Here is a 24,636-nt window from a genome sequence, read left to right as displayed (position 1 = left end):
GTTCCGGTGACCCGGCCGGCGCGCCGGTGATCAGTCCAGTCAGAGGTTTTTCCGATGAGCAACAAGACCAACCAGCAGTGGGGCGGCCGTTTCAGCGAGCCGACCGACGCCTTCGTCGCCCGTTTTACCGCCTCGGTCGAATTCGACCAGCGCATGTACCTGCAGGATATCCAGGGTTCGATCGCCCACGCCAAAATGCTGGCGAGCGCCGGCGTGCTGACCGGGCAGGAGCGCGACGATATCATCCGGGGGCTTGGCGAAATCCGCGTCGAGATCGAGCGCGGCGAATTCGAGTGGTCGGTCGAGCTGGAAGACGTGCACATGAACATCGAGGCGGCGCTGACCAAGAAGATCGGCATCACCGGCAAGAAACTGCATACCGGGCGTTCGCGCAACGACCAGGTCGCCACCGATATCCGCCTCTACGTGCGCGACGAAATCGACCGCATCCTGGCGGAAATCAGCCGTCTGCAGCAGGGCCTGCTCGGCGTCGCCGAGCGCGAGGCGGATACCATCATGCCCGGCTTCACCCATCTGCAGACCGCGCAGCCGGTCACCTTCGGACATCACCTGATGGCCTGGTTCGAGATGCTGAGCCGCGACTACGAGCGCTTTGTCGATTGCCGCAAGCGCGTCAACGTGATGCCGCTGGGCGCCGCGGCGCTGGCCGGCACCACCTATCCGATCGATCGTGCCATGACCTGCGAACTGCTGAACTTCTCGGCACCGGCCGGCAATTCGCTCGATGCCGTGTCCGATCGTGATTTCGCCATCGAGTTCTGCGCTGCGGCCAGCCTGCTGCTGATGCACATGACCCGGATGTCGGAAGAGCTGGTGCTCTGGACCTCGGCGCAGTTCGACTTCATCGACCTGCCGGACCGCTTCTGCACCGGGTCGTCGATCATGCCGCAGAAGAAGAACCCGGACGTGCCTGAACTGGTGCGGGGCAAGAGCGGCCGGGTCTACGGTCACCTGATGTCGCTGCTGACGCTGATGAAGTCGCAGCCGCTGGCCTACAACAAGGACAATCAGGAAGACAAGGAACCGCTGTTCGACGCCATCGATACCGTCAAGGGCTGCCTGCGTGCCTTTGCCGACATGGTGCCGGCACTGGCGGCCAAGGCCGACAGCATGCGCGCTGCGGCGATGCGCGGTTTTTCCACCGCCACCGATCTGGCGGACTACCTGGTACGCAAGGGTGTGGCCTTCCGCGACGCCCACGAGATCGTCGGCAAGTCGGTGGCCTTCGGTATCGCCGAGAAACGGGACCTGAGCGAGATGACGCTGGCAGAACTGCAGCAGTTCTCCGACGTTATCGGCGAGGACGTGTTCGAGGTGCTGACGCTGGAAGGCTCGGTGGCGGCACGCAACCATATCGGCGGCACCGCGCCGGATCAGGTGCGGGCGGCGGTCGTTCGCGGCCGTGAGCTGCTCGCCGGCCGCGGCGACGCGGAGTAAATCCGGTTGGCGGGGCGCCTTTCCTGTGGGAGCGGCGCCCTCGCCGCGAATAACCTGCCGAGGCCGCAAAGCTTCGCCGCGAGGGAAGTGCCCGTAAGTTTGGGTACGCGGCTCCCACGGCGTCACTTCTCACCTCAATTCAAGGTGATATCCACCATCAGATCGCTGGCGATATCCTCCAGCGCCTGCTGCAGTTCGCCCAGGTCGAGGTCGGCCGGCGCCATCAGGCTGGCCTCGGCCTTGAACAGCTCTTCGCCGGACATGGACCCCGAGGTCAGCTCGGTGCGCAGCCGCTCGACATTGATATGGCGCGCGGCCAGTGCCTGCGAAATCTCGCGCACGATGCCGGGCTTGTCGTGACCGACCAGGTCGAGCCGGATCGGCTGCAGTGCGGCGCTGTCGCCGGCTTCGTCACTGCGCTCGGCGGTGACCCTGAGCCCCTTGTCCTGCAGACCCGCCAGCGCCTGCTCGAGCGCCTCGACGCCTTCGGCCGGTACCGTAACCACAAGAATGCCGGCGAACTTGCCGGCCAGCCGGGACATGCCCGACTCGAGCCAGTTGCCGCCGTTGTCGGCGATGGTCTGGGACAACAGTTCGACCAGACCGGGCTTGTCCGGGCCGATGACGGTCAACACCAAAGATGTCATCATTTTCTACTCCTGTATGAATGGGCGGGAGTCTGCCGTCCGCCCTGAGGCGGGCGCGGACCTCCGGTGTCGATCGGCCTGTCCCCCGCCGGCGATTGCCGGCGCCCGATCCTGTGAGGCAGTTTGTCGGCTTTGGCCAGCGGGCGCAAGGACTCCTGACGTTAGATCCCCCAGCACTGATAGCATAGGCTCTGGCAACGGGAACTGCGGTTGCAACGGATAGCTGCAAAAGGAAAACGCGATGATACAAATGCTGTCGATGTTGTGGCCGGTATTCGCCTTGCTGATGCTCGGGGTGCTGGCCCGGCGTCTGGACTTTCCCGGCGAGGCTTTCTGGCCACTGGCGGAGAAGGCGACCTATTTCGTGCTGTTCCCGGTGTTGCTGGTATCGCGACTGAGCCAGGCCGACATTTCCGGCGTGTCGGTCGCGGCAATCGGCACCGGGGTGCTGTTGCTGCTGCTGGCGGGTTCGGCCTGTTGCTATCTGCTGCGTCCGCTGTTGCGCCTGCCGGGGCCCTCCTTTACCTCCTTTTATCAGGGCGCGATGCGCTTCAATACCTATGTCGGACTGGCGGCGGTGGCGGCGATCCATGGCGCCACCGGGGTGGCGGTTTCGGCGGTGGTCATTGCCTTCATGATCCCTATGCTGAATGTGCTCTGCGTGCTGGTGCTGTCCTACCATGCCGGCGCCTCGGCCGGGCTTGGTCCGGTGCTGCACAACCTGATCCGCAATCCGCTGATACTCGCCTGCCTGCTGGGCATGCTGCTGAACTACAGCGGTATCGGCATGCCGGCGCCGTTGCGGCCGGTGGCGGAGCTGCTGGGGCAGATGGCGCTGCCGCTGGGCTTGCTGGCGGTTGGCGCGGGGCTCAGCCTGCGGGCGCTGCGCCAGGTGGGGCCGGCGCTGCTGGCGTCGTCGTCAATCAAGCTGCTGCTGTTTCCGCTGCTGGCGCTGGGTATCGCCCGGCTGCTGGGACTGAGCGCGCTCGGTGGCTCGCTGCTGGTGCTGTTCGCCTCGATGCCCACCGCCAGCTCAGCCTACATTCTGGCCCGCCAGCTCGGTGGCGACGCACCGATGATGGCGGCGATCATCACCGGGCAGACGCTGCTGTCGGCGCTGACGATTCCACTGATGCTGGGCTGGCTGGTCAGCTGAGTGGCAGGACAACAGATTAAGGTTTTGCGCCAAGTAGCCGATAAATAATCCATAAATTCTTGTCGCCAGCTGTTGCATTCCTGTCGCATTGTGGAACACTACGTGGCAGCCGGCGACAGCCCCGATTCGGGGCATGCAGCCGTGCGCCCACCAACAAGAAACTCTATTCGAGGATAAAGCGGCATTATGAAGAAGGGTCCGGATCTGATGATGGTGATCGTTCTGGTCTTTGTCGTTGGTTCTGTCATGACCGGCGTATCGCAAAGCGACATTCAGTTCGCCGCGCTGGTCGAGCAGGTCTTCAACAACAGCTGAGCGATCAGCGGCGAAAGCCGTAACGCGCCCTGTCTGTCACTATGCCCGCAAGCGGAATGTCCCAGCTTGCAACGGGCAGCTTCTCTACTCTCTGAAAATCGTGCGCCAACCCGATCAGTGCAGGCCCCTGGGGTCCCTTGCGCTGCTTGAAGGCGAAGGTGCGGTCGTAGTAGCCGCCGCCCATGCCCATGCGCGCGCCGTCGGCGTCAAAGGCGACCAGTGGCAGCAGCACCAGATCCAGCCCCATCGCCGGGCGCCGGGGCGAGGCGCTGACTTTCGGCTCCAGAATGCGATAGATGTTGCGATGCATCGGCGTATTGCGGGTGTAGGGCACGAACCAGAGCCGGTTGTGACGAATCGGATGCAGCACCGGCAGGTAAGTGCGCTTGCCCTGGCGCCAGCAGAACTCGATCAGCGGTGTCGGGTCGATTTCGCCGTCGTTGGGCAGGTAGAGGGCGATGTCGCGGGCGCGATGAAACATCGGCATGGCGGTCAGCCGGCGCAGAAGTTCGCGCGAGGCCTCGCGTTGCTGGCGTGGGCTCAGGGCGCGACGAAGGCGGCGCATTTGCCGGCGCAGCTGCTGGCGTTGGTCGGTGGAGTTCTGAGACATAAGGATTTCGGAAAGGGCTCCCCGGGATGCCGTTGGCGGTCGTGGCCCTGAACCCGAAGGTTCAAGGTGGCGGCCTTGGCTTGCATCAGGCTTTCCGTTAAACGGACATGCTCACCAGCAATCCAAAAAGGCCTCCGGTGGTGTGCTTATCGGCTCGAGGGACGTGACCGACTGGCGAACACCCCAGGGAGTGATGACCATTATACGCATCTGGTGCCGGATGTCAGGACTTGAAATTTATGACAACCTTGCTAACGATGCTTCCAATTGTTTGATATTTAAGCTGTTATTTTGCGATGAATAATTTTCAGTCGCCAGGTTCGGGTGCCGGGCGCTGGCGGGCCTTCAGCGAACTGTCGATCTTGTTGCCCAGCCGGCGAATCTGACTCTCGATATTCTCGCGGCTGTCCTCGCGGCTCTTGAGCAGCTCGTGGGCGATATTCAGGCCCGCCATCACGGCGATGCGCTCGAGGCCCACGGTCTTGCCATTGCCGCGGATGTCGCGCATTTTCTGGTCGAGGTAGTCCGCCGATGCGATCAGCTCGGCCTCGGCGCCATCGGGACAGGCGATCACGTATTCCTTGTCGAGCAGGCGGATGCTGACCTTCTGTTGCTCGCTCTTGCTCATGCGTTCTGCTCCAGTGCCTTGAGTCGCTGAATCATCGCTTCGACCTTGCTGCGCGTCTGGTCGTTCAGCTGCAGCAGGCGGGCGCGCTCTTCCTTAAGGGCCGCTTCCTGTTGGCGCAGGTGGACATTCTCCTGTTCCAGCCTGTGACAGTGATCGAGCAGCTGGTCGATTTTCCGTTCCAGGGCATCGAAATAGTGGTCGCTCATGCTCGGTCCCGACAAAAGATCAATCCGGCAATATTAACAGCCTTCCAATGGGGGTCAATTGGAGTGGCGATGTAGGAGCCCACTCCGTGGGCGAATCAAGGGTGGCACGATACCCGATTCGCTCGCGGAGCGAGCTCCTACGTCTCTGTTCACAAGCGTTAGAGTTCGCCCCGGCGGGCTGCTAGGATAGCAGACATGCCGAAATATGCCCGCAGCCGCCGCGACGGCGGTCAGCCAATAGTTGAAGAGTGAAAATGTCAGATACCGATAACCCCCTCGATTTCGACGACATCGCGAACCTGCTGGTGGCGGAGGGCGTCGTGGCCACTTCTCCGTCGGAGCTGCATGGCCTGGTCTGCGGCTGCCTGTGTGCGGGCGCCCGGCCCGATGCTGCGGCCTGGCTGCAATTGTTCGCGGACTGGCTCGATATTCCCGCCCTGACCCAGGAGGCGTCGAAGGTCGGGATGCTCGAGCTCTGCAGCAGCACGCTGGCACAGCTGGAGGCAACGGATCTGGGCTTCGAGGCGCTGCTGCCCGACGATGACCAGATGCTGATGCAGCGAGTCACTGCGCTGGGTGGGTGGTGCCAGGGTTTTCTCGGTGGCTTCGGCCAGCACGGCAAACAGACCGATGCCTCCCTGTCCGACGAGGCGCGGGAGGTGCTGGGGGATCTCGGCCAGATCGCGCAGATCAGCGCCGAGGACGATGAAAGCGATGACAACGAGTCTGATCTGATGGAAATCCAGGAGTACGTCCGGATGGCGGCGCTGATGCTGTTCGCCGATTGCAACCGGGCGCCGGATGACGACGGCGCAGCCGAACAACCTCCGGAGGTACTGCACTGATCATGCTGAAAACCCTACCGTCAGAGGAATACGCCGAGCGTCGCCGCCGCCTGATGGCGCAGTTGCCTGAGGGCAGTGTGGCCATAGTGCCCGGCGCCCGCATGATGCCCCGCAACCGCGACGTCGAATACCCGTTTCGCCAGGACAGTGACTTCTACTACCTGACCGGTTTCGACGAGCCGGAGGCGGTGTTGCTGTTGCTGCCGGGCCGGAAAGAAGGCGAGACGCTGATTTTCTGCCAGGACAGGGATCCGGAAATGGAAATCTGGAACGGTTATCGCGCCGGTCCAGAAGGCGTCGTTGCCCGTTTCGGTGCCGACGAGGCCTATCCTGTCGATGAGATCGACCAGCGCCTGCCGCCGCTGCTGGACGGGCGCCGCCGCATCTGCTTCGGAGTCGGCGCCGATGCCGCCTTCGACGCCCGGGTGCGGGACTGGCTCAATGCGATACGGGCCAGGGCGCGTCAGGGAGCGAAGGCGCCGACGGAGCTGGTGCTGCTGGATCAGTGGCTGCACGAAATGCGGCTGTTCAAGTCGGACAACGAGATCGAACTGATGCGCGCCGCCGGCGACATTTCCGCCAGGGCCCATGTTCGGGCGATGCAGCAGTGCCGTCCGGGCATGACCGAATACCAGCTAGAGGCTGAAATCAGTCATCACTTTGCCATTCACGGTTGCCGCCAGCCCGCCTACGCGTCCATTGTCGGCGGCGGCGCCAACGCCTGCGTGCTGCACTACACCGAGAACCGCGACGAGCTGCGCGCCGGTGATCTGGTTCTGATCGATGCCGGCTGCGAACTCGACTACTACGCCGGCGACATTACCCGTACCTTCCCGGTAGACGGGCGCTTCAGCCCGGAGCAGAAAGCGCTCTACGAACTGGTGCTGAAGACACAGCTGGCCTGCATCGATCTGATAAAACCCGGGGTGCTCTGGAACGAGGTCCACGACCTTTCGGTCAGGCTGCTGACCGAGGGGCTGGTCGAGCTTGGGCTGCTCGAAGGCGAGCCGGAGGAACTGATCGAGCGGGGCGCCTACCGTGACTTCTATATGCATCGTCTCGGTCACTGGCTCGGCATGGACGTGCACGATGTGGGCGACTATCGCGTCGATGGCGAATGGCGGCCGCTGAAGCCGGGCATGGTGATGACGGTGGAGCCGGGGTTGTATGTCTCGCCGCAAAACGAGGCGGTCGAGGCGCGCTGGCGCGGCATCGGTATCCGCATAGAGGATGATGTGCTGGTGACCGACGCCGGTTGTGAAGTGCTGACCGCGGGGGTCCCCAAAACGGTGGCCGAAATCGAGACCCTGATGGCAGACGCACGGCGGGCGTGATGAAAAGCGAATACGACATCGTTATCGTTGGTGGCGGCATGGTCGGCGCCAGCCTGGCCTGTGCGCTGGTGCCGGTCGCCGAATCGCTGGATCTCGACATCGCCATCGTCGAGCCGGTGCCGCTGCGCCGGGACGGCCTTAACTATCAGCCCAGTTATGACGCCCGCTCCACCGCGCTGGCCTATGGCAGCCGCAGCGCCTACGAGCGCATGGGCGTCTGGCAGACGCTGCGCCGGCACCTGACGCCGATCCGTGACATCCATGTCTCGGACCGGGGGCGTTTCGGCGCCACGAGGCTGTCCGCTGCGCAGCAGCGGGTCCCGGCGCTGGGGTACGTGGTCGAGAACCACTGGCTCGGGCAGGTACTGCTCGACAGACTGCAGCAACCGGATGCGAACCGGGTCGACTACCTCTGTCCGGCGGAAGTCGCGGAGGTGCGCCCCGGCGCCGATGGCATGGCGCTGACGCTGAGCCGGGATGGCCGGGTCGAGCAGCTGCGCGCGCAACTGGTGGTGATGGCCGACGGCGGCCGCTCGGAGCTGCGCGAAGCCCTGGGCATCGGTTATCGCTACGAAACCTATGACCAGCATGCGCTGGTGGCCAACGTCAGTCTGGACAGAGCCCATGGGGGCGTTGCCTGGGAGCGCTTTACCGACCAGGGACCGATGGCGCTGTTGCCGCTGGAAGAACAGCAGGGGCAGCACCGGTGCGGCCTGATCTGGACGCTCTCGGACGATGAGGCCGAGCAGCTGCTGGCGGCTGACGACGCGCGCTTTCTGGCCGAGCTGCAGCGCCGTTTCGGCTACCGCGCCGGCCGCTTTGTCCGCGTCGGCGAGCGCCATGGCTACCCGTTGAAGCTGGTGCTGGCCGAGGAGCAGGTGCGGCCGGGACTGGTAGTGCTGGGCAATGCCGCACATGCGCTGCATCCGATAGCGGGCCAGGGGTACAACCTGGCCCTGCGCGGTCTGGTTGCGCTGGCCGACCACCTGATCGACGCCCGGCGTCAGGGACGGAGACTGGGTGATCTGGAGGTGCTGCAGGCCTATCACGAATGGATGCATCGCGACCAGCGACGCACCATCGGCTTCAGTGACCGCACCATGAAACTGTTCTCCAATGCCAGCCCGTTGCAGGCGCTGGGTCGGGATCTGGGATTGCAGCTGCTGGATCTCTGTCCTGCGGCGAAAACGCTGTTCGCGCGCGCCGCCATGGGTCTCGAGAGCCCGGCACCCATGCTCGGCAGCTTTGTTAAAGGAAACGGCTGATGCAGGATTTCGATGCCGATGTGGTGATCGTCGGGGCTGGCATGGTTGGCCTCACCGCGGCGCTGGCGCTGACCGGCAGCGGTTTGCGGATACTGCTGCTGGAAAGCCGGGAGCTGGATCCGGCGACTTTGCCGGCGGCGGTGAAGGCGCAGCAGGGCGAGGGCTTCGACCCGCGGGTCAGTGCCCTGACCGTGGCGTCGCAGCAGATTTTTCGCTCCTTCGGTGCCTGGGACGCGATCGAGGGGCTGCGGCTGTCGCCCTACACCGATATGGATGTCTGGGACGGCGAGGGTACCGGCCATATCCACTTCAGCGCCGCGCAGCTGCACGAACCCTGTCTCGGGCATATCGTCGAGAACCGGGTCATTCTGGCCGGGCTCTGCGATGCCCTGACGCGACGGCCCGATATCGCGCTGCGCACCGGCGTCGAGGTGCTGCAACTGTCCGAGCCCCGCGATTGTGGTGGCGCAACGGGACGTGAGCTCGGCCTGTCCGATGGCACTTGCCTGAAGGCGAGACTGGTGATCGCCGCCGACGGCGCCCTGTCACGCACCCGGCAGCTGGCGGCGCTGCCGACCTGGGAGTGGGACTACGGCCACCACGCCATTGTCACCACGGTCCGCACCGAGCGTGCCAATCAGGCGACTGCCTGGCAGCGGTTTACCGACGATGGGCCGCTGGCCTTTCTGCCTCTGTGCGATGGCGAGGATGCTCATCTCAGCTCCATCGTCTGGTCGACGTCCCCCGAGCATGCCCGCGAGCTGGAAGGGCTCGACGACGACGCTTTCTGTCGGGCGCTCGGGCGCGCCTTCGAGCAGCGCCTGGGCGAGGTTCTGTGGAGCGACCGCCGTCATCGCATTCCGTTGCGGCAGCGTCATGCCCGGCGTTACGTGCAGGAGTCCTTCGCCGCCATCGGCGATGCCGCCCATACCATTCATCCGCTGGCGGGGCAGGGCGTCAATCTCGGCCTGCTCGATGCCGCGGTGCTGGCGGAAGTGCTGCAGCATGCCGCGGCGCGCGACGACGACATCGGTTCGCTGCGCATTCTGCGGCGCTATCAGCGCCGGCGTCAGGGCGACAATCTGCAGATGGCGGCGACCATGGAGGGTTTCAAGCGGCTGTTCGGCTCGCAGCAGCCGCTGCTGGTGCTGGGGCGCAATATCGGCATGAGCCTGTTCGATCATTCAGGGCCACTGAAAAGCCACCTGGTACAGGCCGCGATGGGGCTTGCCGGCGAATTGCCCGAGCGGGCCCGCAGGCCGGTTGCAGATTGACCGGGGCTTGTCCGCGGCAGGCTGAGGCTTTACATTGTTCGCCCGAGTTCCGAGTGCGGTTCCCGGGGCGCTTTTCGGCTGTTGTTCAGCCGGCCAACGGATTGCCGGGCGTTTTTGGCAAAGCGTCTATACTGGTGAAAATCGGCGCTGGAGCCCGCTCCGCATGCGGCGCGATTATCACAACACTGAAGCCTGAAGGGTAGGAAGCGGATATGAGTGACGTCCCAAATGAGCTGAAATATGTCGCCAGCCACGAGTGGATTCGTGTCGAGAGCGACGGTACCGTGACCGTCGGTGTTACCGATCACGCCCAGGATCTGCTGGGGGATGTGGTCTTTGTCGAACTGCCGGGCGCGGGTACCGAGCTGTCGGCCGGGGACGAGGCCGGTGTCGTCGAGTCGGTCAAGGCGGCATCGGATATCTATGCCCCGCTTTCGGGCGAGGTCATCGAGATCAACGAAGACCTGGAAGAGTCGCCGGAGCTGGTCAACAGCGATCCCTATGGCGACGGCTGGTTCTTCAAGCTCAAACTGAGCGACACCTCCGAACTCGACGATCTGCTCGACGCTGACGGCTACGCCGAGCTGTGCGAGGCCGAGTCCTGATCGCAGCCGCATCGGGGCCTTTGATCCTGTCGCTGTCCCGGCCGCTGGCCGGGACAGTCATTTCAATTTCCGGAAAATATTGCTGGCCTTCCTTATGTCCCTGAACCGCTTAATCCTGAAAACCGGAGCCGAGAAGCGCCTGCGTGCCGGACACCTCTGGATCTACAGCAACGAGGTGGACACCGAACGCACACCGCTCAAGGGTTTCGTCGCCGGCGAGCAGGTGCTGGTCGAGTCGGACCGGGGCAAATCCCTCGGTATCGCCTACGTTAACCCCAACACTTTGATCTGCGGCCGTCTGGTCAGCCGCGACAGTGATTATGCGCTCAACCGCTCGTTGCTGGTGCACCGTATCAAGGTGGCGCTGTCATTGCGCGAAATGTGCTTCGCCGATCCCTGCTACCGGCTGGTCTACGGCGAGTCGGACGGCCTGCCGGGTCTGGTCATCGACCGTTTCAACGATGTCTTCGTGGTGCAGATCTCCACCGCCGGAATGGAGGCGGTGATCGACGAGGTGGTCGAGGCGCTCAACAAGGTCTTCCAGATCAAGGCGATCCTGCTGCGCAACGACGGCAAGATGCGCGAAATGGAAGGTCTCGAAACCTATGTCGAACTGGTGCAGGGTGATCTGCCGGAACTGTCGCCGCTGACCGAGAACGGCGTCGATCTGCTGGCGCCATTGCAGCGCGGGCAGAAAACCGGCTGGTTCTACGATCACCGCGCCAACCGCGCGCGCATGCAGCAACTGGTCGCGGGCAAGCGGGTGCTGGATTTGTTCAGCTATGTCGGAGGCTGGGGCGTTCAGGCACTGGCGGCCGGTGCCGATATGGTGAGCTGCGTCGATGCCTCGCACTTTGCGCTCGAAGTGGCGCGGGAAAACGCTCGTATCAACGGCAAGGAAGAGCGCTTCGATCCGCTGCACGGCGATGCTTTCGATATCTGCAAGGCGCTGGTGGCGGAGAAGGAAAAATACGACCTGGTCATCGTCGACCCGCCGGCCTTCATTCAGAAGAAGAAGGATATCCGCAACGGCGAGCGCGCCTATGCCCGCATCAACAATTTCGCCATGCGTCTTTTGAAGAAGGACGGCATTCTGGTGTCGGCATCCTGCTCCATGCATCTGCAGCGCGACCGGCTGATCGATATCATTCGCAGCAACAGCCGCGAGCTCGACCGCAACGCGCAGATTTTCGAACAGGGTCACCAGGGGCAGGATCATCCGCTGCACCCGGCGATTCCGGAAACCGACTACCTCAAGGCCTTTTTTGCGCGGGTGCTGCCCGGCAGTTGATATTTCAGCTGCGCGCCCCTGTTTGAGCGCAAATGCTGCATCAGGATTGCGGGGCGCGCCAGGTTCACAAAACGGGAAACACGAATGCAATATCGCCAGCTCGGACAGAGTGATCTCAATGCCAGCCTGATCTCGCTCGGCACCATGACCTTCGGCAGCCAGAACACCGAAGCCGAGGCGTTCGACCAGCTCGACTATGCCGTCGCGAGCGGCATCAATCTGCTGGATACCGCAGAGATGTATCCGGTACCGACGGACCCGCAGTATCAGGGCGACAGCGAAGCCGTTATCGGGCGCTGGATGAAGGCACGCGGCAATCGCGAGCAGCTGATCGTGGCAACCAAGGTTGCCGGTCCCGGCGAGATGTGCCGTTATATCCGGCCGGATATCGGGCTCGGGCGGCGTGCGATCCAGGAAGCGGTCGACCTGAGCCTGGCCCGGCTGCAGACCGATCGCATCGACCTGTACCAGCTGCACTGGCCGGAGCGCCGGACCAACTACTTTGGCCAGCTGGGGTACCGTCCCGCAGAGGAGGGCAGTGACGGCGTCGCACTGGAAGAAACACTGGCTGCGCTGAAGGGCCAGGTCGATGCCGGCAAGGTGCGCTACGTCGGGCTGTCCAATGAGACCGCCTGGGGCACGATGAAGTGCCTGCAGCTGGCGCAGGATCTCGGCTTGCCGCGGGTGGTGACGGTGCAGAATCCCTACAGCCTGCTCAATCGCAGCCTGGAGGTCGGGCTTGCCGAGGTGATGCTGCGCGAGCGGGTCGATCTGCTGGCCTATTCGCCGCTCGCCTTCGGCACCCTGTCGGGCAAGTACCTCGACGGTGCGCGACCCGACGGCTCGCGTCTGGCGCTCTATCCCCAGTATCAGCGTTACCTGACCGAGCAGGGTCAGGCGGCGACCGCCGAATACGTGGCCCTGGCGCGGGAGGCCGGGCTGGATCCGGCGCAGATGGCGCTCGCCTATGTCAACAGCCGGCCGTTCCTCGGCAGCAACATCATCGGTGCCTCGACGATGGCGCAGCTGCGCAGCAACATCGCCTCGGCCGATCTTGAGTTAAGCGGCGATGTGCTCGAGCGGATCGAGGAAATCCACACTCGCTTTACCTATCCCTGCCCGTAGGGTGCTGCTGAATGGAATGAAGCGCACCGTGCAGCGCCGATATCGGTGCTGCGGTGTGCTCCGCTTACCGGCACCCTACTGTCACCTGTCACCTGTCACCTGTCACCTGTCACCTGTCACCTGTCACCCGTTCCGGAGCCGCCGCGCCCTGGCTGAAGCCCGTCACTCAAGCAGACTGATCACCGGCCAGCCCCGCGCGCCGGCGAAGCTCCTCAGGGTCTCGTCCGGGTCCACCGCCACCGGGTGATCCACCCGTTCCAGCAGCGGCAGATCGTTGTGGGAGTCGCTGTAAAAGTGGCTGCCGGCGAGACTATGACCGGTTTCCTGCAACCAGTCATCCAGGCGCTCCACCTTGCCTTCGCGAAAGCAGGGCGTGCCTTCGACACGGCCGGTGTAGTGTCCGTCCCGCATTTCCGGGTCGGTTGCCAGCAGTAAGTCTACGTCGAGCCTGGCGGCAATCGGCGCAGTGATGAAGCGATTGGTCGCGGTGATGATCAGCAGCTGGTCTCCACGGCGGCGGTGCTCCGCCAGAAGGCGCCGGGCGCCGGGCTTGATCATGGGGATCACCTTCTTCTGCATGAAGTCCGCATGCCAATCCGCCAGCTGCGCCGGGGTGTGGCGTGCCAGTGGCGCCAGCGCGAACTCGAGGTAGGCCGCCATATCCAGCGTACCGGCCTGGTACTGAGCGAAAAAGCGGTCGTTGTCTGCACGGTACCGGGAGGCATCGACCAGGCCTCGCTCGCAGAGAAACTGTCCCCAGGCGTGGTCGCTGTCGCCGTCGAGCAGGGTGTGGTCGAGGTCGAAGATGGCAAGGCTCAATTGGGCGTCCTCATGATCCGGAAATAGCGGAAATTGGCGATCCGCGGGCGCGGGTCGGCACCCGTTTGCGCTGCGTTAACGCAGCATTGGCGCGGAGTTTGCGGATCAGGCGAAGTGTGGAACAATAGCAGCAAACAGTATCAGGATAACAACAGTGATTGATTCAGATGGGTTCAGACCGAATGTCGGTATCATTCTGGCGAACTCGCTGGGTCAGGTCCTTTGGGCCAAACGCATAGGGCAGGATGCCTGGCAGTTCCCGCAAGGCGGTATTCAGGACGACGAATCCCCCGAGGAGGCGATGTACCGGGAGCTGTTCGAAGAGGTCGGCCTCTCTGCCAGCGATGTCGAGATTGTCGGGGTGACCCGCGGCTGGCTTCGCTATCGTTTACCCAAGCGAATGATTCGGCGCAATTCCCATCCGGTCTGTGTCGGCCAGAAGCAGAAGTGGTACCTGCTGCGCATGCTCAGTGCCGACCAGGCGGTATCGATCGACCACAGCCACTCACCGGAGTTTGACGGCTGGCGTTGGGTCAGCTACTGGTATCCGTTGGGTCAGGTTGTCTCGTTCAAGCGCGAGGTGTACCGCAAGGCCATGAAGGAGCTTTCGCCCAAACTGGCGCGAGTGGTCGCCCGCCTTCGGGAGGGCTAAAGAAACCTGCGAACAAGTCTTTTTTGGCCTGTTGGCAGGTTTCCTGGGTTATCGCGCGACTTCATCAGGGACGATGAGCCGCCCCGGCGAGCACCGCAATCCGGGGCGGGAAGACTATAACAACGACAGGGGTGGGAGATGCTCGAAACACTGCGCAAGATAGTTCAGGAGGTCAGCGCCGCGCCGGATCTGGATACGGTGCTGGATCTCATCGTGCGCAGGATTCAGCGTGCCATGCGCACGCAGATGTGTTCTGTCTACCTGTTCGACGCCAAGAAACAGCGCTACACCCTGATGGCGACCCAGGGTCTCAACAAAGAATCGGTGCGCATGGTCAGTCTGTCGCCCTCCGAGGGGATCGTCGGCCTGGTCGGTGCCCGGGCCGAGCCGATCAATCTCGAGGACGCCGCCAGCCATCCCGCTTTCATTTATCTTCAGGGCACCGGGGAGGAGCGCTTTCACTCCTTTCTCGGCGTACCGATCATCCATCAGCGCGACGTGCTCGGCGTGCTGGTGGTGCAGCAAAAGGAGCGTCGCCGTTTTGACGAAAACGAGGAGGCCTTCCTCGTCACGGTCTCGGCACAGCTGGCGGGCGTGATTGCCCACGCCGAGGCAACGGGCTCCATCCATGCCATCAGCGGAAACCACGAACGGGTGGCGGAAAGCCGTTTCGAAGGGGTGCCGGCGGCCTCTGGCGTTGCCATCGGGACCGGTGTGGTGAAGGCGCCCCCTGCCGACCTGAATGCGGTGCCGGATCGGGTGGCGACCGATATCGATGCCGAAATCGCCCAGTTCAACCGGGCGCTGGCGGCGGTGCGGCGCGATATCCGCGTAGTCGGTCGCAGTCTCGCCAAGCGACTGCGTCACGAAGAACAGGAGCTGTTCGATGTCTACCTGCGCATGCTGGACGACAACGCCCTGGCCGGCGAGGTGGTCGAGCGCATTCGCCGCGGCAGCTGGGCGCAGGGCGCGCTGCGCGATGTGGTGAAGGCGCATGTTCGCGAGTTCAACGCCATGGACGACCCTTACCTGCGTGAGCGCGCGACCGATATCAGGGATCTCGGTCGCCGCGTGCTGGCCTATATGCAGGAGGCCTCGCCGTCCCAGATCGAGTATCCCGACAGCACCATCCTGGTGGCCGACGAGCTGACGCCGGCGATGCTCGGCGAGGTGCCGACCGACAAGCTGGCGGGTCTGGTGTCGGTGCACGGTGCCGGCAACTCCCATGCCGCCATCCTGGCGCGCTCGATGGGCATACCGACGGTTATGGGGGTGGTGGACCTGCCCTATACCCAGCTCGACGGGCGAACCCTGATTCTGGACGGCTATTCGGGGCGGGTCTTCGTCAACCCGAGCGACGAGGTCGCTACGGCCTACGAAGAGATCGTGCGCGAGGACCGCGAAGTCGCGGCGGGGCTCGAACAGCTGCGGGACAAGCCGGCGGAAACCACCGACGGCTTCCGCATGCCGCTATGGGTCAACACCGGCCTGATCGCCGACGTCGAGCGCTCGCTCGAGCGCGGCGCCGAGGGAATTGGCCTGTATCGCACCGAAATTCCCTTCATGGTCAAGGACTTCTTTCCCAGCGAACAGGAACAGACCCAGACCTATCGCGAGCAGCTGGAGGCCTTCGCGCCACGTCCGGTGACGATGCGCACGCTCGACATCGGCGGCGACAAGGCGCTGCCGTACTTCCCGATTTCGGAGGAAAACCCTTTCCTCGGCTGGCGGGGTATCCGCGTGACGCTGGACCATCCGGAAATTTTCCTGGTGCAGGTAAGGGCCATGCTGCGCGCTGCCGAAGGTCTGGACAACCTGCGCATCATGCTGCCGATGGTGACCAGCGTGCACGAGGTGGACGAAGCCAACCGCATGATCGATCGCGCGGTGCGCGAGCTGCGCGAGGAGGGACTGATCACCGACCGTCCGCCGGTGGGTGTGATGGTCGAGGTTCCGGCAGCGGTATATCAGGTCCGTCGCTTCGCCCGTCGTGTCGATTTCATATCGGTGGGGTCCAATGACCTGACCCAGTATCTGCTGGCGGTGGATCGCAACAATCCCCGCGTCGCCGGTCTGTACGCGCCGTACCACCCGTCGGTGCTGCGCGCGCTCGAGTACATCGCCAAGGAAGCGCACAAGGAAAGCGTGCCGGTTTCCATCTGCGGCGAGATGGCCGCCGACCCCGGCGGAGCCATCCTGCTGATGGCGATGGGCTACGACGTGCTGTCGATGAACGCCACCAACCTGCCCAAGGTGAAGTCGGCGATCCGGGGCATCAGCTATGCCCGCGCCGGCGAGCTGCTGGACCGTATCCACCGCATGGACGATGCCGAGGACATTCACATGCTGCTGCGCAACACGCTGCAGGAGCTGGGGCTTGGCCAGCTGACCCGGCCGGTGATTCCGGACTAGGTTGGTTGGTGGTGCGGCATTAAGCGTAAAGCTGCAACTCAGCTTGGCCGGTGTCGTGACTGGAGGATGGGTAGAGCGCTGCTCCGGTACGGACATGACCGGTCCCCATACCGTCCGGGCATCGCGAAACCCGTCAAATCGATCGCAGTACAGATCGATTGGCTTCAGCCGGCAGGGAACAGAAAAGGCAGATGCAGATGCAGGAGCTCTCTCCGCAAGCGAATCGAAGGTTGGCAGCGTGCTGAAAGGCTGTTCGCCCACAGAGTGGGCTCCTACGCTTGGTGTGGGAGCGGCGCCCCGCCGCGAATTCCGGCAGGGTGCCGGGCCATTCGCCGCGAGGCGCGGCTCCTACGCATCGTGCCACCCGTCACCCGTCACGCCTGTCCCCCGATCACCGGCATCCTGAAGCGATAATCCCGGATATCCGTCGGGCCCTCGGCATCGAAGCTCTGCTCGTAGAAGCGGGTATTGCCCTCGTGATCCTGCATGATCACGGAGGTTGCGCGGGTGCCGTATTCCGGTAGCTGGATAAAACAGGACGAGAGCGCCCGTTCCTTTTCGAGCCCGATGCCGGTATCGGGCAGCAGGTCGTCCCCGGGGCGCTGGCGGTCGGCGAGAATGGCGGCCAGCTCGGACGCTTCCAGGTCCTGCGAGGTCAGCAGCTGTGTCAGCGCCTGGCGGGCGCGCAGGAGCTTGGGCCAGGGCGAGTCCAGCAGCGCGTTGCTCAGTCCATAGACACCGGGCCCGAGTTGCTGTGCCGCGCGGCCCCGGTTCGACAGGTAGCAGAGCCCGCTGGCGTCACCCAGCAGCAGGTTGAAGCCGGCGAAGCGGTTGCTCTTTGCGGCGAGCGCTGCGGCGCAGGCGGAGGCCGGTTCCTGGCCAAGCAGGTAGTCGCGCGTCAGGTACCCGCGCGAGCGCAATCCGGTCTCCTGGCTGCGGCCGTCGCGATAGTTGGTCACGGCCGCGAGACGGCCGCTTCGGTGCAGGCCCAGCCAGGTGCCTCCCTGTTCCAGGTCACGTCCGGCCAGCAGTCCGGGTTCTTCGTCCCAGGCCGAGAGGGCGCTTGCCGGGCGTCGGTAGAACTCGTCGCGATTGGCGACCAGGATCAGGTTGTAGCGGGGATGACGGCGGTAGGCAAAGGCGATCAGGCACATGGGCGGTCGAATCTGTTCTCAGGTTGTGCTGCGGGGTCAAAGGCGCAGGCTAATCGGGTATCATGAATCCGGCCTGCGAAATGGGCTGCTGCCGGTTGCATAACAGCGGCAAACGCAGGCGCATGTGCGCAGAAGTGCCGGTTTCTGGCGGGGCGCTGGCCTTTTCGGTGTTGAACCTCCCCGCTTCATGTTTGGGCGCTCGGGTCGATACAGCGCCTTGACTCTACCACGACAGCTACAGGGACGTCCCTCCATGCTTTTGACACTGTTGATGTATCTGCTTCTGGGGGCCGCTGCCGGCGTAACCGCGGGCCTGTTCGGTATCGGCGGCGGACTGCTGATCGTGCCGGTGCTGGTCTTCTCCTTCGGCCTGCAGGGCGTCTCGCCACAGGTGCTGACCCATGCCGCGGTAGCCACCTCGCTTGCCACTATCGTCGTTACATCGATCAGTTCCATCCTGGCCCACCACAAGCGCGGCGCGGTGCGCTGGAAGCTGTTCCGGCCGCTGGCGCTGGGCATCCTGGTCGGCGCCTATTTCGGCGTCCGGACGGCCGGGCGGCTCGAAGGCGAGATGCTGCAGTTGCTGATCGGCTGTTTCGCGCTGGCGGTGGCATTGCAGCTGGCTCTGGGGCTGAAACCGTCGCAGAGCACCGGGCAGGAGCCGTCTGCCGCGAGCCTGGGGGCGGCCGGTGGCGTGATTGGTTGGGCATCGGCGCTGTTCGGTATCGGCGGCGGTACCCTGACGGTGCCCTATCTGAGCTGGCGTCATGTACGCATCCAGGAGGCGATCGCGACCTCGTCGGCCTGTGGGCTGCCGATTGCCCTGATGGGGGCCTGTACCAATATCTACGAGGGGTGGGGGCACGAGGGACTGCCCGAATGGAGCCTGGGTTACGTCTACCTGCCGGCCTTTTTCGGCATAGTACTGACCAGCCCGTTCTTCGCCCGCCTCGGCGCGCACTGGGCCCACAGTCTGCCGGCGTCGCTGCTGCGGCGTGTCTTCGCGGCGTTCCTGGCGCTGGTGGGTTTGCGCTTCATTATCGGGAACCTCATGTGAATCCGCGAGTCTCTCGCCTGTCCTTCGTCCGCACAACCGTTATGAGCAAGGAGTTTTCCGATGTGGGTGCATGATATCGATCCGGTGGCGCTGGATCTGGGATTCATCCAGGTGCACTGGTACGGCCTGATGTACCTGGTGGGCTTTGCTGCCGCCTGGTGGCTCGGCACCTGGCGCGCCAACCGGCCGGGCTCGGGCTGGACCGCACAGCAGGTTTCGGACCTGATCTTCTGGGGCGCAGTCGGTGTGATCATCGGTGGACGGGCCGGTTATGTGCTGTTCTATCACTTCGACTACTTTGTGCAGAAACCGCTGTGGCTGTTCCATATCTGGGAAGGCGGCATGTCATTCCACGGTGGCCTGATCGGGGTGCTGGTGGTGCTCTGGATCTTCGGTCGACACTACCGCAAGAGCTTCTTCGAAATGGGGGACTTCGCCGCGCCATTGATCCCAATCGGCCTCGGTGCCGGGCGGGTCGGCAACTTCATCGGCGGCGAGCTCTGGGGGCGCGCCACCGATCTGCCCTGGGGCGTGGTTTTCCCGCGCGCCGGCGACGGCGTTCCCCGTCACCCGTCGCAGCTCTACGAATTCGTGCTCGAAGGGCTGGTGCTGTTTCTGGTGCTCTGGTGGTATTCGTCGAAGCCGCGGCCGCGTATGGCGGTCTCAGGCCTCTTTTTGCTGCTGTATGGCAGTTTCCGCTTTCTGGTCGAGCTGGTCCGCGAGCCGGACGCCCATCTCGGCTTCATTGCCTTCGACTGGCTGTCGATGGGGCAGGTGCTGTCGCTGCCGATGATCCTTGCCGGCGCGCTGCTTATCGCTCTGGCTTATCGCCGTGGCGGGGTGGTGGCGTAGGGTGCTGGTAAACGAAGTGAACCGCACCGTTGAACCGGTGCGGTTCGCAGGCTCACCGACACCCTACAGGTTCGAGAAGTTCGGTTGATACTCAGCGGGCGACAAGACGGAGCCGGGCGCATAAAATAGCCCCTGACCGAGACCTTCAAGCGGAGTAGAGATGCAACAGTACCTGGATCTGATGCGCGATATCATCGCCAATGGTACCGACAAGGGGGATCGCACCGGTACCGGTACGCGCTCGGTGTTCGGGCGTCAGCTGCGCTTCGATCTGGCGGCGGGATTTCCGCTGCTGACCACCAAAAAAGTACATGTCCGGTCGGTGGTGTACGAACTGCTCTGGTTTCTCAGCGGCAGTACCGACAACCGCTGGCTGCAGCAGCATGGTGTCAGCATCTGGGACGAATGGGCGCTGGAGAACGGTGACCTGGGGCCCGTTTATGGCAAGCAATGGCGTTCCTGGGCCTGTCCGGATGGTCGCACGGTCGACCAGATCGCCGATCTGGTCGAACAGATCCGGCGCAACCCGAATTCGCGGCGGCTGATCGTCAGCGGCTGGAATCCGGCGGATCTGCCGGACGAGTCCGTCAGCCCTCAGGAAAACGTACGCAACGGCAAGGCCGCGCTGCCACCCTGCCATACGCTGTTCCAGTTTTACGTCGCCGACGGCAGGCTCAGCTGTCAGCTGTACCAGCGCAGCGCCGATTATTTCCTCGGCGTGCCGTTCAATATCGCCTCCTATTCACTGCTGACCCATATGCTGGCGCAGCAGTGTGATCTGGAGGTTGGCGATTTCGTCCATACTTTCGGTGACGTACACTTGTATCAGAACCATCTGAACGACCCGGCCATCGTCGAGGAGCAGCTATCGCGCTCGCCGCGGGAGTTGCCGCGCCTGCGTATCCTGCGCCGGCCCGAGTCGCTGTTCGACTATCGTTTCGAGGACTTCGAGTTCGCCGGTTACGATCCGTTGCCCGGCATCAAGGCGCCAGTGGCGGTGTAGGGGAGGGAGTGATGAGACTGGCGATTATCGTTGCCCAGGCGCAGAACACTGCTCGTATAAAGGGCATAGGCATCGACAACAAGCTGCCCTGGTACCTGCCGGGCGACCTCAGGTATTTCGAAGAAGCGGCGATGGGCAAGTCCGTACTGTCAAAGGAGCGTAAATGAGACTGGCGATCATTGTTGCCCAGGCGCAGAACAGGGTCATCGGCATCGACAACAAGCTGCCCTGGTATCTACCGGGTGACCTCAAGTACTTCAAGCAGGTGACGATGGGGAAACCCGTCGTCATGGGGCGCAAGACCTTCGAGTCAATCGGCCGTGCACTGCCCGGGCGTGCCAATATAGTGGTGACGCGGGATGCGGACTGGCATCATGAGGGCGTACAGGTGGCGCCTTCGCTGGACCAGGCGCTGGAGCTGGCCGAGGCGCATTGCGAAATCGGCGGCTGCGAAGAAGCCATGGTGATCGGCGGTTCCCAGGTCTACGAGCAGGCCTTGCCCCGGGCCGGGCGTCTGTATCTCACCCAGGTGCATGCGGCCGTGGACGGAGACGCCCGCTTCCCGGCCATCGTCGCAACGGAGTGGCGCGAGGTTGCGCGGCAGGACTTCAGCGCCGAAGGCCCCAACCCCTATGATTACAGTTTTGTCGTCTACGACCGGGTTGCGTGACGGCGCTGGCGGCCCGATCGGAACGGGCCGGATTGATTTACCCGCCCGCTGCGCCGGGCGGGTCGAACGCAATAAAGGACTTGCTCTATGACGATCCGATCGTTGTTGTCCATTCTGGCTGACGGCCAGTTCCACTCCGGCCAGGAGCTGGGAGCCGAGCTGAAGGTCAGTCGTAGTGCGATCTGGAAGCAGATGCGGAAGCTCGAGGATTTCGGAATCGAAATCTACAGCGTCAAGGGGCGGGGCTATCGCCTGCCGGGCGGGCTGGATCTGCTCGATGAGGAGCGTTTTCGTCAGGAGCTCGACGACGTCGTAGGCACGCAGCTGAGCGGGCAGTGCTTCGAGCTGTCGATACCGTCCACCAATATGCTGGCGATGCAGCAGCTGCATCAGAACGGCGGCCACGGCCGGCTCTACGTTGCGGAACAGCAGACGGCAGGGCGGGGGCGCCGCGGCCGTCACTGGGTCAGCCCGTTCGCGCGCAATCTGTATTTTTCGCTGGTCTGGCGCTTCCCGCAGGGGGCTGCGTCCCTCGAAGGGCTCAGTCTTGCGGTGGGGCTCGGGCTGGTGCGGGGGCTCAGACGTCTCGGGCTCGAAGGCGCCGAGCTCAAGTGGCCGAACGATCTTCTATGGCAGGGGCGCAAGCTGGCCGGCATTCTGCTTGAAATGAACGGCGAAGCGTCGGGCGACTGTCAGGTCGTCTCCGGTGTGGGCCTCAATATTGCTATGCCCGACGAGCTGGCGGCCGATATCGGTCAGCCCTGGGTCGACCTGCGCCAGATCTGCGGACAGACGCCGTCGCGTACCGAGGTACTGGCGGCGCTGGTCAACGAGCTGGTGCCGGTGATGGAGGCTTTCTCCCGCGATGGTTTCGAGCCGTTCCGCGACGAATGGCATGCGCTCGATGCCTACCGCGATCAGCGCGTCTCCCTCAGCTTCGGGCTCAATGCGGTCGAGGGCGTCTGTCGCGGAGTCTCGGAAAGCGGCGCTCTGATGCTGGAAACCGCCAGCGGCGTCGAAAGCTTCCATGGTGGCGAGGTCAGTCTCAGGCGGCTGTCATGATCCTCGATATCGATGTCGGCAATACCTTTCTCAAATGGCGCTGCAGCGGTGAAGGTCCGCCCACGAGGGGGCGGCTGCTGACCGAGCGACTGCATGACGGCATGCCCGAGTCCTTGCCCGATCAGGTGCAGCGGGTGCGGGTCGCCAGCGTGGCAGGACCCGTGGTGGCGGCGCTGATTACCGGCTATTGCCAGGCGCGCTGGGGTCTGAAGCCCGAGTTCGCCCGCAGCAGCCACCAGGCGGCCGGGGTGATCAACAGCTACGCTGACCCGTCGCGCATGGGGGTCGATCGCTGGCTGGCGATGCTGGCCGGGTTCAACCTCGGCGCGGGCGCCTGCTGCGTTGTCGACTGCGGCAGCGCCATTACTATCGACTTTGTCACCGCAGACGGGCGCCACGACGGGGGCTATATCGTGCCCGGGCTGCGCCTGATGGCGAAAAGCCTGCTGGCCAACACCGCCGAGGTGGTGGCCGAGCGCGAAATAGCCCACTTTGATCTCGCTCCCGGACGCGATACCGCCTCCGCCGTGTTTCACGGTGTCAACTTTGTCTTCGATGCTATCCAGCGCCAGCTCATCGAGCGTCTGGACCGTGACGGCGGTGAGTTCCGGCTGCTGATTACCGGCGGCGATGGCGAACTGTTCCAGCGCTTGGCGGGTCGTGGTGAATACCGGCCCGAGCTCGTAATGGACGGTCTGGAGTGGGCGCTGTAGTCCGAATACTTCATGAAGACGGGCCGGGCGATAAGTCGGCCTGGCTGTAAGGTGATATGGTTTGTATGGAACAAGACATAGACAAGTCCCTATTTGGTTTTACGTCCGAGCTGGCGTCGAATCTTGCACGATCGACCTGGAACCGTAGGCCCCGCTACGCGCCTGCGGTCGATAGTGCAACCTTTCTAGCCAGCTTGGCCCTAAATTCCAAATCCCTCATGAAGTATCCGGGCTGATGCTGCGCTGGTTGTTTCTGCTGCTGTTGCTGGCGAATGCGGTGGTGCTGCTCTGGGCTGCGATGATGCGGCCGGATCAGTCGCGGGAGCCGTTGCCGCCGCCTGCGGATGCCGGGCGCGAGTTGCGGCTTCTGTCGGAGGTATCATCCGGAGCGCTGACGCTGCGTCCGGTGCAGCCGCAGGCGGCGCCCTCCAATCTCTGTCTGGTTTACGAGGGCTTTGCCGACCGTCTGGCCGCCGATCAGGCGGCGGTGCTGATGCGCAGCAATGGCCTGGATCCGCAGGTGGAGGTCGAGACCGAAATGCTGCCCGACGGTTTCGAACTGGTGCTGGATCTGCCGGCGTCATCCGCCGAGCGGCTGGCGTTGATCGAGCGGCTGGACGGGCTGGGGATTGTACCCGAGGGGCGTCCGGACGATGGCGTGCTGAAATTGGGGCGTTTCACCGGCGAAGGCGGTGCCGGGGACGAGCTCGAGCGCTTCGGCGAAGCCGGTCTGGCTCCCCAGCTGCGCCCTCTGGAGCGGCCCAGGGAGCGCTTCCGGCTGCTGATTCCCGCTGCAACTGATCGAGAATTGTTCAACAAAATCAACCGTGTGCTCGAAAATACCCAGCCCGAAATAAAAATTGAGAAAAAAGTTTGCGAAGGGGTTGCAAGCCCCCGGGGCGATCAGTAATATACGCCCCACTTCGACGCTGAGCCGCTCGCTGAGCCGGTATAGCTCAGCTGGTAGAGCAACTGACTTGTAATCAGTAGGTCCGGGGTTCGACTCCTCGTGCCGGCACCAGGTTAAGCGACGAAGTGACATTGTTGGTGAGGTTCCCGAGTGGCCAAAGGGATCAGACTGTAAATCTGACGCGCGAGCTTCGGTGGTTCGAATCCACCCCTCACCACCATCTTCTCTCCGGTTTTCGGCGAGAAAGCTAAAGTAGGCGGGTATGGTATAGTGGCTATTACCTCAGCCTTCCAAGCTGAAGAGGCGGGTTCGATTCCCGCTACCCGCTCCAGCTTTAGTGTTATGCTCATGTAGCTCAGGGGTAGAGCACACCCTTGGTAAGGGTGAGGTCGGCGGTTCAAATCCGCCCATGAGCTCCAATTCAGAAGAAGGGTAGATATAGAAATATGTCTACCCTTTTTCGTATTTGTCGGTTCGAAAATTCATTTACCTTTTTCAGGGATATAGCTGGTGGCTAAGCAATCATTTGAACGTAGCAAACCGCACGTTAACGTCGGCACCATCGGTCACGTT

26 protein-coding genes, 4 tRNA genes and 1 other RNA gene are annotated in these 24,636 nt (G+C 63.4%); 24 read left to right on the top strand and 7 right to left on the bottom strand.

Translation table 11 applies throughout. The features are described 5' to 3' along the window. Window positions 1–54 precede the first annotated feature (54 nt). Window positions 55–1,458 carry an argininosuccinate lyase gene (gene argH / locus IEX85_RS20895; RefSeq protein WP_188862571.1) on the top strand — a complete coding sequence of 468 codons (1,404 nt, stop codon included), beginning with the start codon at window positions 55–57 and terminating at the stop codon, window positions 1,456–1,458. Between the two features lie 134 nt (window positions 1,459–1,592). Here the strand turns inward: argH and IEX85_RS20890 are convergent, their stop codons facing one another. After that, window positions 1,593–2,108 carry a glycine cleavage system transcriptional repressor gene (locus tag IEX85_RS20890; protein ID WP_229722042.1) on the bottom strand — a complete coding sequence of 172 codons (516 nt, stop codon included), beginning with the start codon at window positions 2,106–2,108 and terminating at the stop codon, window positions 1,593–1,595. Between the two features lie 238 nt (window positions 2,109–2,346). Between IEX85_RS20890 and IEX85_RS20885 the strand changes: the two genes are divergently transcribed. Further along, the gene (locus tag IEX85_RS20885) at window positions 2,347–3,261 is read left to right on the top strand and encodes an AEC family transporter (protein WP_188862570.1); all 915 of its coding nucleotides are present in this window, start codon (window positions 2,347–2,349) and stop codon (window positions 3,259–3,261) included. Window positions 3,262–3,447: 186 nt separating this feature from the next. After that, a complete protein-coding gene (locus tag IEX85_RS24155; RefSeq protein ID WP_268238106.1) occupies window positions 3,448–3,576 on the top strand; it encodes a hypothetical protein in 129 nt (42 codons plus the stop codon). Between the two features lie 4 nt (window positions 3,577–3,580). On the opposite strand, the gene IEX85_RS20880 is transcribed toward IEX85_RS24155, so the two are convergent. The 4 genes from IEX85_RS20880 to IEX85_RS20865 form a co-directional block, all read right to left on the bottom strand. Continuing rightward, on the bottom strand, window positions 3,581–4,186 hold the full coding sequence (locus IEX85_RS20880) for a 5-formyltetrahydrofolate cyclo-ligase (RefSeq protein ID WP_188862569.1): 606 nt from the start codon (window positions 4,184–4,186) through the stop codon (window positions 3,581–3,583). 14 nt (window positions 4,187–4,200) lie between these two features. Then, window positions 4,201–4,379, bottom strand: a non-coding RNA gene (ssrS, locus tag IEX85_RS20875) — 6S RNA. A gap of 114 nt (window positions 4,380–4,493) precedes the next feature. Next, window positions 4,494–4,814, bottom strand: a complete 321-nt coding sequence (locus tag IEX85_RS20870) for a cell division protein ZapA (protein WP_188862568.1) — start codon at window positions 4,812–4,814, stop codon at window positions 4,494–4,496. After that, window positions 4,811–5,020, bottom strand: a complete 210-nt coding sequence (locus IEX85_RS20865) for a TIGR02449 family protein (RefSeq protein ID WP_188862567.1) — start codon at window positions 5,018–5,020, stop codon at window positions 4,811–4,813. Before IEX85_RS20865 ends, IEX85_RS20870 begins: the two co-directional genes overlap by 4 nt. A 254-nt stretch (window positions 5,021–5,274) precedes the next feature. Here IEX85_RS20865 and IEX85_RS20860 point away from each other — a divergent pair, with 254 nt between their 5' ends. The 7 genes from IEX85_RS20860 to IEX85_RS20830 all read left to right on the top strand — a co-directional run bounded on the left by IEX85_RS20860 (window position 5,275) and on the right by IEX85_RS20830 (window position 12,759). Next, window positions 5,275–5,865 (top strand): UPF0149 family protein, encoded by a 591-nt coding sequence (locus IEX85_RS20860; RefSeq protein WP_188862566.1) that lies wholly within the window; start codon window positions 5,275–5,277, stop codon window positions 5,863–5,865. A gap of 2 nt (window positions 5,866–5,867) precedes the next feature. Beyond that, a complete protein-coding gene (gene pepP, locus IEX85_RS20855; RefSeq protein WP_188862565.1) occupies window positions 5,868–7,199 on the top strand; it encodes a Xaa-Pro aminopeptidase in 1,332 nt (443 codons plus the stop codon). Further along, the gene (gene ubiH, locus IEX85_RS20850) at window positions 7,199–8,464 is read left to right on the top strand and encodes a 2-octaprenyl-6-methoxyphenyl hydroxylase (protein WP_188862564.1); all 1,266 of its coding nucleotides are present in this window, start codon (window positions 7,199–7,201) and stop codon (window positions 8,462–8,464) included. Before pepP ends, ubiH begins: the two co-directional genes overlap by 1 nt. Then, window positions 8,464–9,738 carry an FAD-dependent monooxygenase gene (locus IEX85_RS20845; RefSeq protein WP_188862563.1) on the top strand — a complete coding sequence of 425 codons (1,275 nt, stop codon included), beginning with the start codon at window positions 8,464–8,466 and terminating at the stop codon, window positions 9,736–9,738. The genes ubiH and IEX85_RS20845 overlap by 1 nt, the downstream gene beginning before the upstream one ends. A gap of 212 nt (window positions 9,739–9,950) precedes the next feature. Next, window positions 9,951–10,343: a glycine cleavage system protein GcvH gene (gene gcvH, locus IEX85_RS20840; RefSeq protein ID WP_188862562.1), complete on the top strand. Its 393-nt coding sequence runs from the start codon at window positions 9,951–9,953 to the stop codon at window positions 10,341–10,343. Window positions 10,344–10,437: 94 nt separating this feature from the next. Next, the gene (locus IEX85_RS20835; protein WP_188862561.1) at window positions 10,438–11,634 is read left to right on the top strand and encodes a class I SAM-dependent rRNA methyltransferase; all 1,197 of its coding nucleotides are present in this window, start codon (window positions 10,438–10,440) and stop codon (window positions 11,632–11,634) included. Between the two features lie 84 nt (window positions 11,635–11,718). Beyond that, window positions 11,719–12,759, top strand: coding sequence for an NADP(H)-dependent aldo-keto reductase (locus tag IEX85_RS20830; RefSeq protein WP_188862560.1), 1,041 nt, complete (start codon window positions 11,719–11,721; stop codon window positions 12,757–12,759). A gap of 162 nt (window positions 12,760–12,921) precedes the next feature. Here the strand turns inward: IEX85_RS20830 and IEX85_RS20825 are convergent, their stop codons facing one another. Then, window positions 12,922–13,578, bottom strand: coding sequence for a histidinol-phosphatase (locus tag IEX85_RS20825; RefSeq protein ID WP_188862559.1), 657 nt, complete (start codon window positions 13,576–13,578; stop codon window positions 12,922–12,924). 154 nt (window positions 13,579–13,732) lie between these two features. Here IEX85_RS20825 and rppH point away from each other — a divergent pair, with 154 nt between their 5' ends. After that, a complete protein-coding gene (gene rppH, locus IEX85_RS20820) occupies window positions 13,733–14,230 on the top strand; it encodes an RNA pyrophosphohydrolase (protein WP_188862558.1) in 498 nt (165 codons plus the stop codon). Between the two features lie 138 nt (window positions 14,231–14,368). Then, complete coding sequence (gene ptsP / locus IEX85_RS20815) at window positions 14,369–16,642, top strand: phosphoenolpyruvate--protein phosphotransferase (protein ID WP_188862557.1); 2,274 nt, start codon at window positions 14,369–14,371, stop codon at window positions 16,640–16,642. Between the two features lie 374 nt (window positions 16,643–17,016). On the opposite strand, the gene IEX85_RS20810 is transcribed toward ptsP, so the two are convergent. After that, entirely contained in the window at window positions 17,017–17,796 is a 780-nt protein-coding gene (locus tag IEX85_RS20810) for an NRDE family protein (RefSeq protein WP_188862556.1), read from the bottom strand. Between the two features lie 253 nt (window positions 17,797–18,049). On the opposite strand from IEX85_RS20810, the gene IEX85_RS20805 reads away from it, so the two are divergent. From IEX85_RS20805 to IEX85_RS20750, 12 genes are all read left to right on the top strand, one after another. Further along, complete coding sequence (locus IEX85_RS20805) at window positions 18,050–18,853, top strand: sulfite exporter TauE/SafE family protein (protein WP_188862555.1); 804 nt, start codon at window positions 18,050–18,052, stop codon at window positions 18,851–18,853. Between the two features lie 60 nt (window positions 18,854–18,913). After that, window positions 18,914–19,705 (top strand): prolipoprotein diacylglyceryl transferase, encoded by a 792-nt coding sequence (gene lgt / locus IEX85_RS20800; RefSeq protein ID WP_188862554.1) that lies wholly within the window; start codon window positions 18,914–18,916, stop codon window positions 19,703–19,705. A gap of 160 nt (window positions 19,706–19,865) precedes the next feature. After that, window positions 19,866–20,708 (top strand): thymidylate synthase, encoded by an 843-nt coding sequence (locus IEX85_RS20795; RefSeq protein ID WP_188862553.1) that lies wholly within the window; start codon window positions 19,866–19,868, stop codon window positions 20,706–20,708. An 11-nt stretch (window positions 20,709–20,719) separates the two neighbouring features. Then, entirely contained in the window at window positions 20,720–20,875 is a 156-nt protein-coding gene (locus tag IEX85_RS20790; protein ID WP_188862552.1) for a dihydrofolate reductase, read from the top strand. Continuing rightward, the gene (locus IEX85_RS20785; protein WP_188862551.1) at window positions 20,872–21,378 is read left to right on the top strand and encodes a dihydrofolate reductase; all 507 of its coding nucleotides are present in this window, start codon (window positions 20,872–20,874) and stop codon (window positions 21,376–21,378) included. Before IEX85_RS20790 ends, IEX85_RS20785 begins: the two co-directional genes overlap by 4 nt. An 87-nt stretch (window positions 21,379–21,465) precedes the next feature. Beyond that, window positions 21,466–22,440, top strand: a complete 975-nt coding sequence (birA, locus tag IEX85_RS20780; protein ID WP_188862550.1) for a bifunctional biotin--[acetyl-CoA-carboxylase] ligase/biotin operon repressor BirA — start codon at window positions 21,466–21,468, stop codon at window positions 22,438–22,440. Further along, window positions 22,437–23,153, top strand: a complete 717-nt coding sequence (locus tag IEX85_RS20775) for a type III pantothenate kinase (protein ID WP_188862549.1) — start codon at window positions 22,437–22,439, stop codon at window positions 23,151–23,153. Before birA ends, IEX85_RS20775 begins: the two co-directional genes overlap by 4 nt. Window positions 23,154–23,388: 235 nt before the next feature. After that, window positions 23,389–24,063, top strand: a complete 675-nt coding sequence (locus tag IEX85_RS20770; RefSeq protein WP_188862548.1) for a hypothetical protein — start codon at window positions 23,389–23,391, stop codon at window positions 24,061–24,063. 35 nt (window positions 24,064–24,098) lie between these two features. Next, window positions 24,099–24,174, top strand: a tRNA-Thr gene (locus IEX85_RS20765). 25 nt (window positions 24,175–24,199) lie between these two features. Beyond that, window positions 24,200–24,283: transfer RNA gene (locus tag IEX85_RS20760), tRNA-Tyr, on the top strand. A 36-nt stretch (window positions 24,284–24,319) separates the two neighbouring features. Further along, window positions 24,320–24,394 (top strand) — tRNA-Gly (locus tag IEX85_RS20755). Between the two features lie 13 nt (window positions 24,395–24,407). Then, window positions 24,408–24,482, top strand: a tRNA-Thr gene (locus IEX85_RS20750). Window positions 24,483–24,636 lie beyond the last annotated feature (154 nt).

The organism is Marinobacterium nitratireducens, assembly GCF_014645375.1.
In the GTDB taxonomy this organism is placed as follows: Bacteria; Pseudomonadota; Gammaproteobacteria; order Pseudomonadales; family Balneatricaceae; genus Marinobacterium_A; species Marinobacterium_A nitratireducens.
Note: the sequence above shows the minus strand (reverse complement) of the source record. Positions and strands in the feature narration are given on the sequence as shown.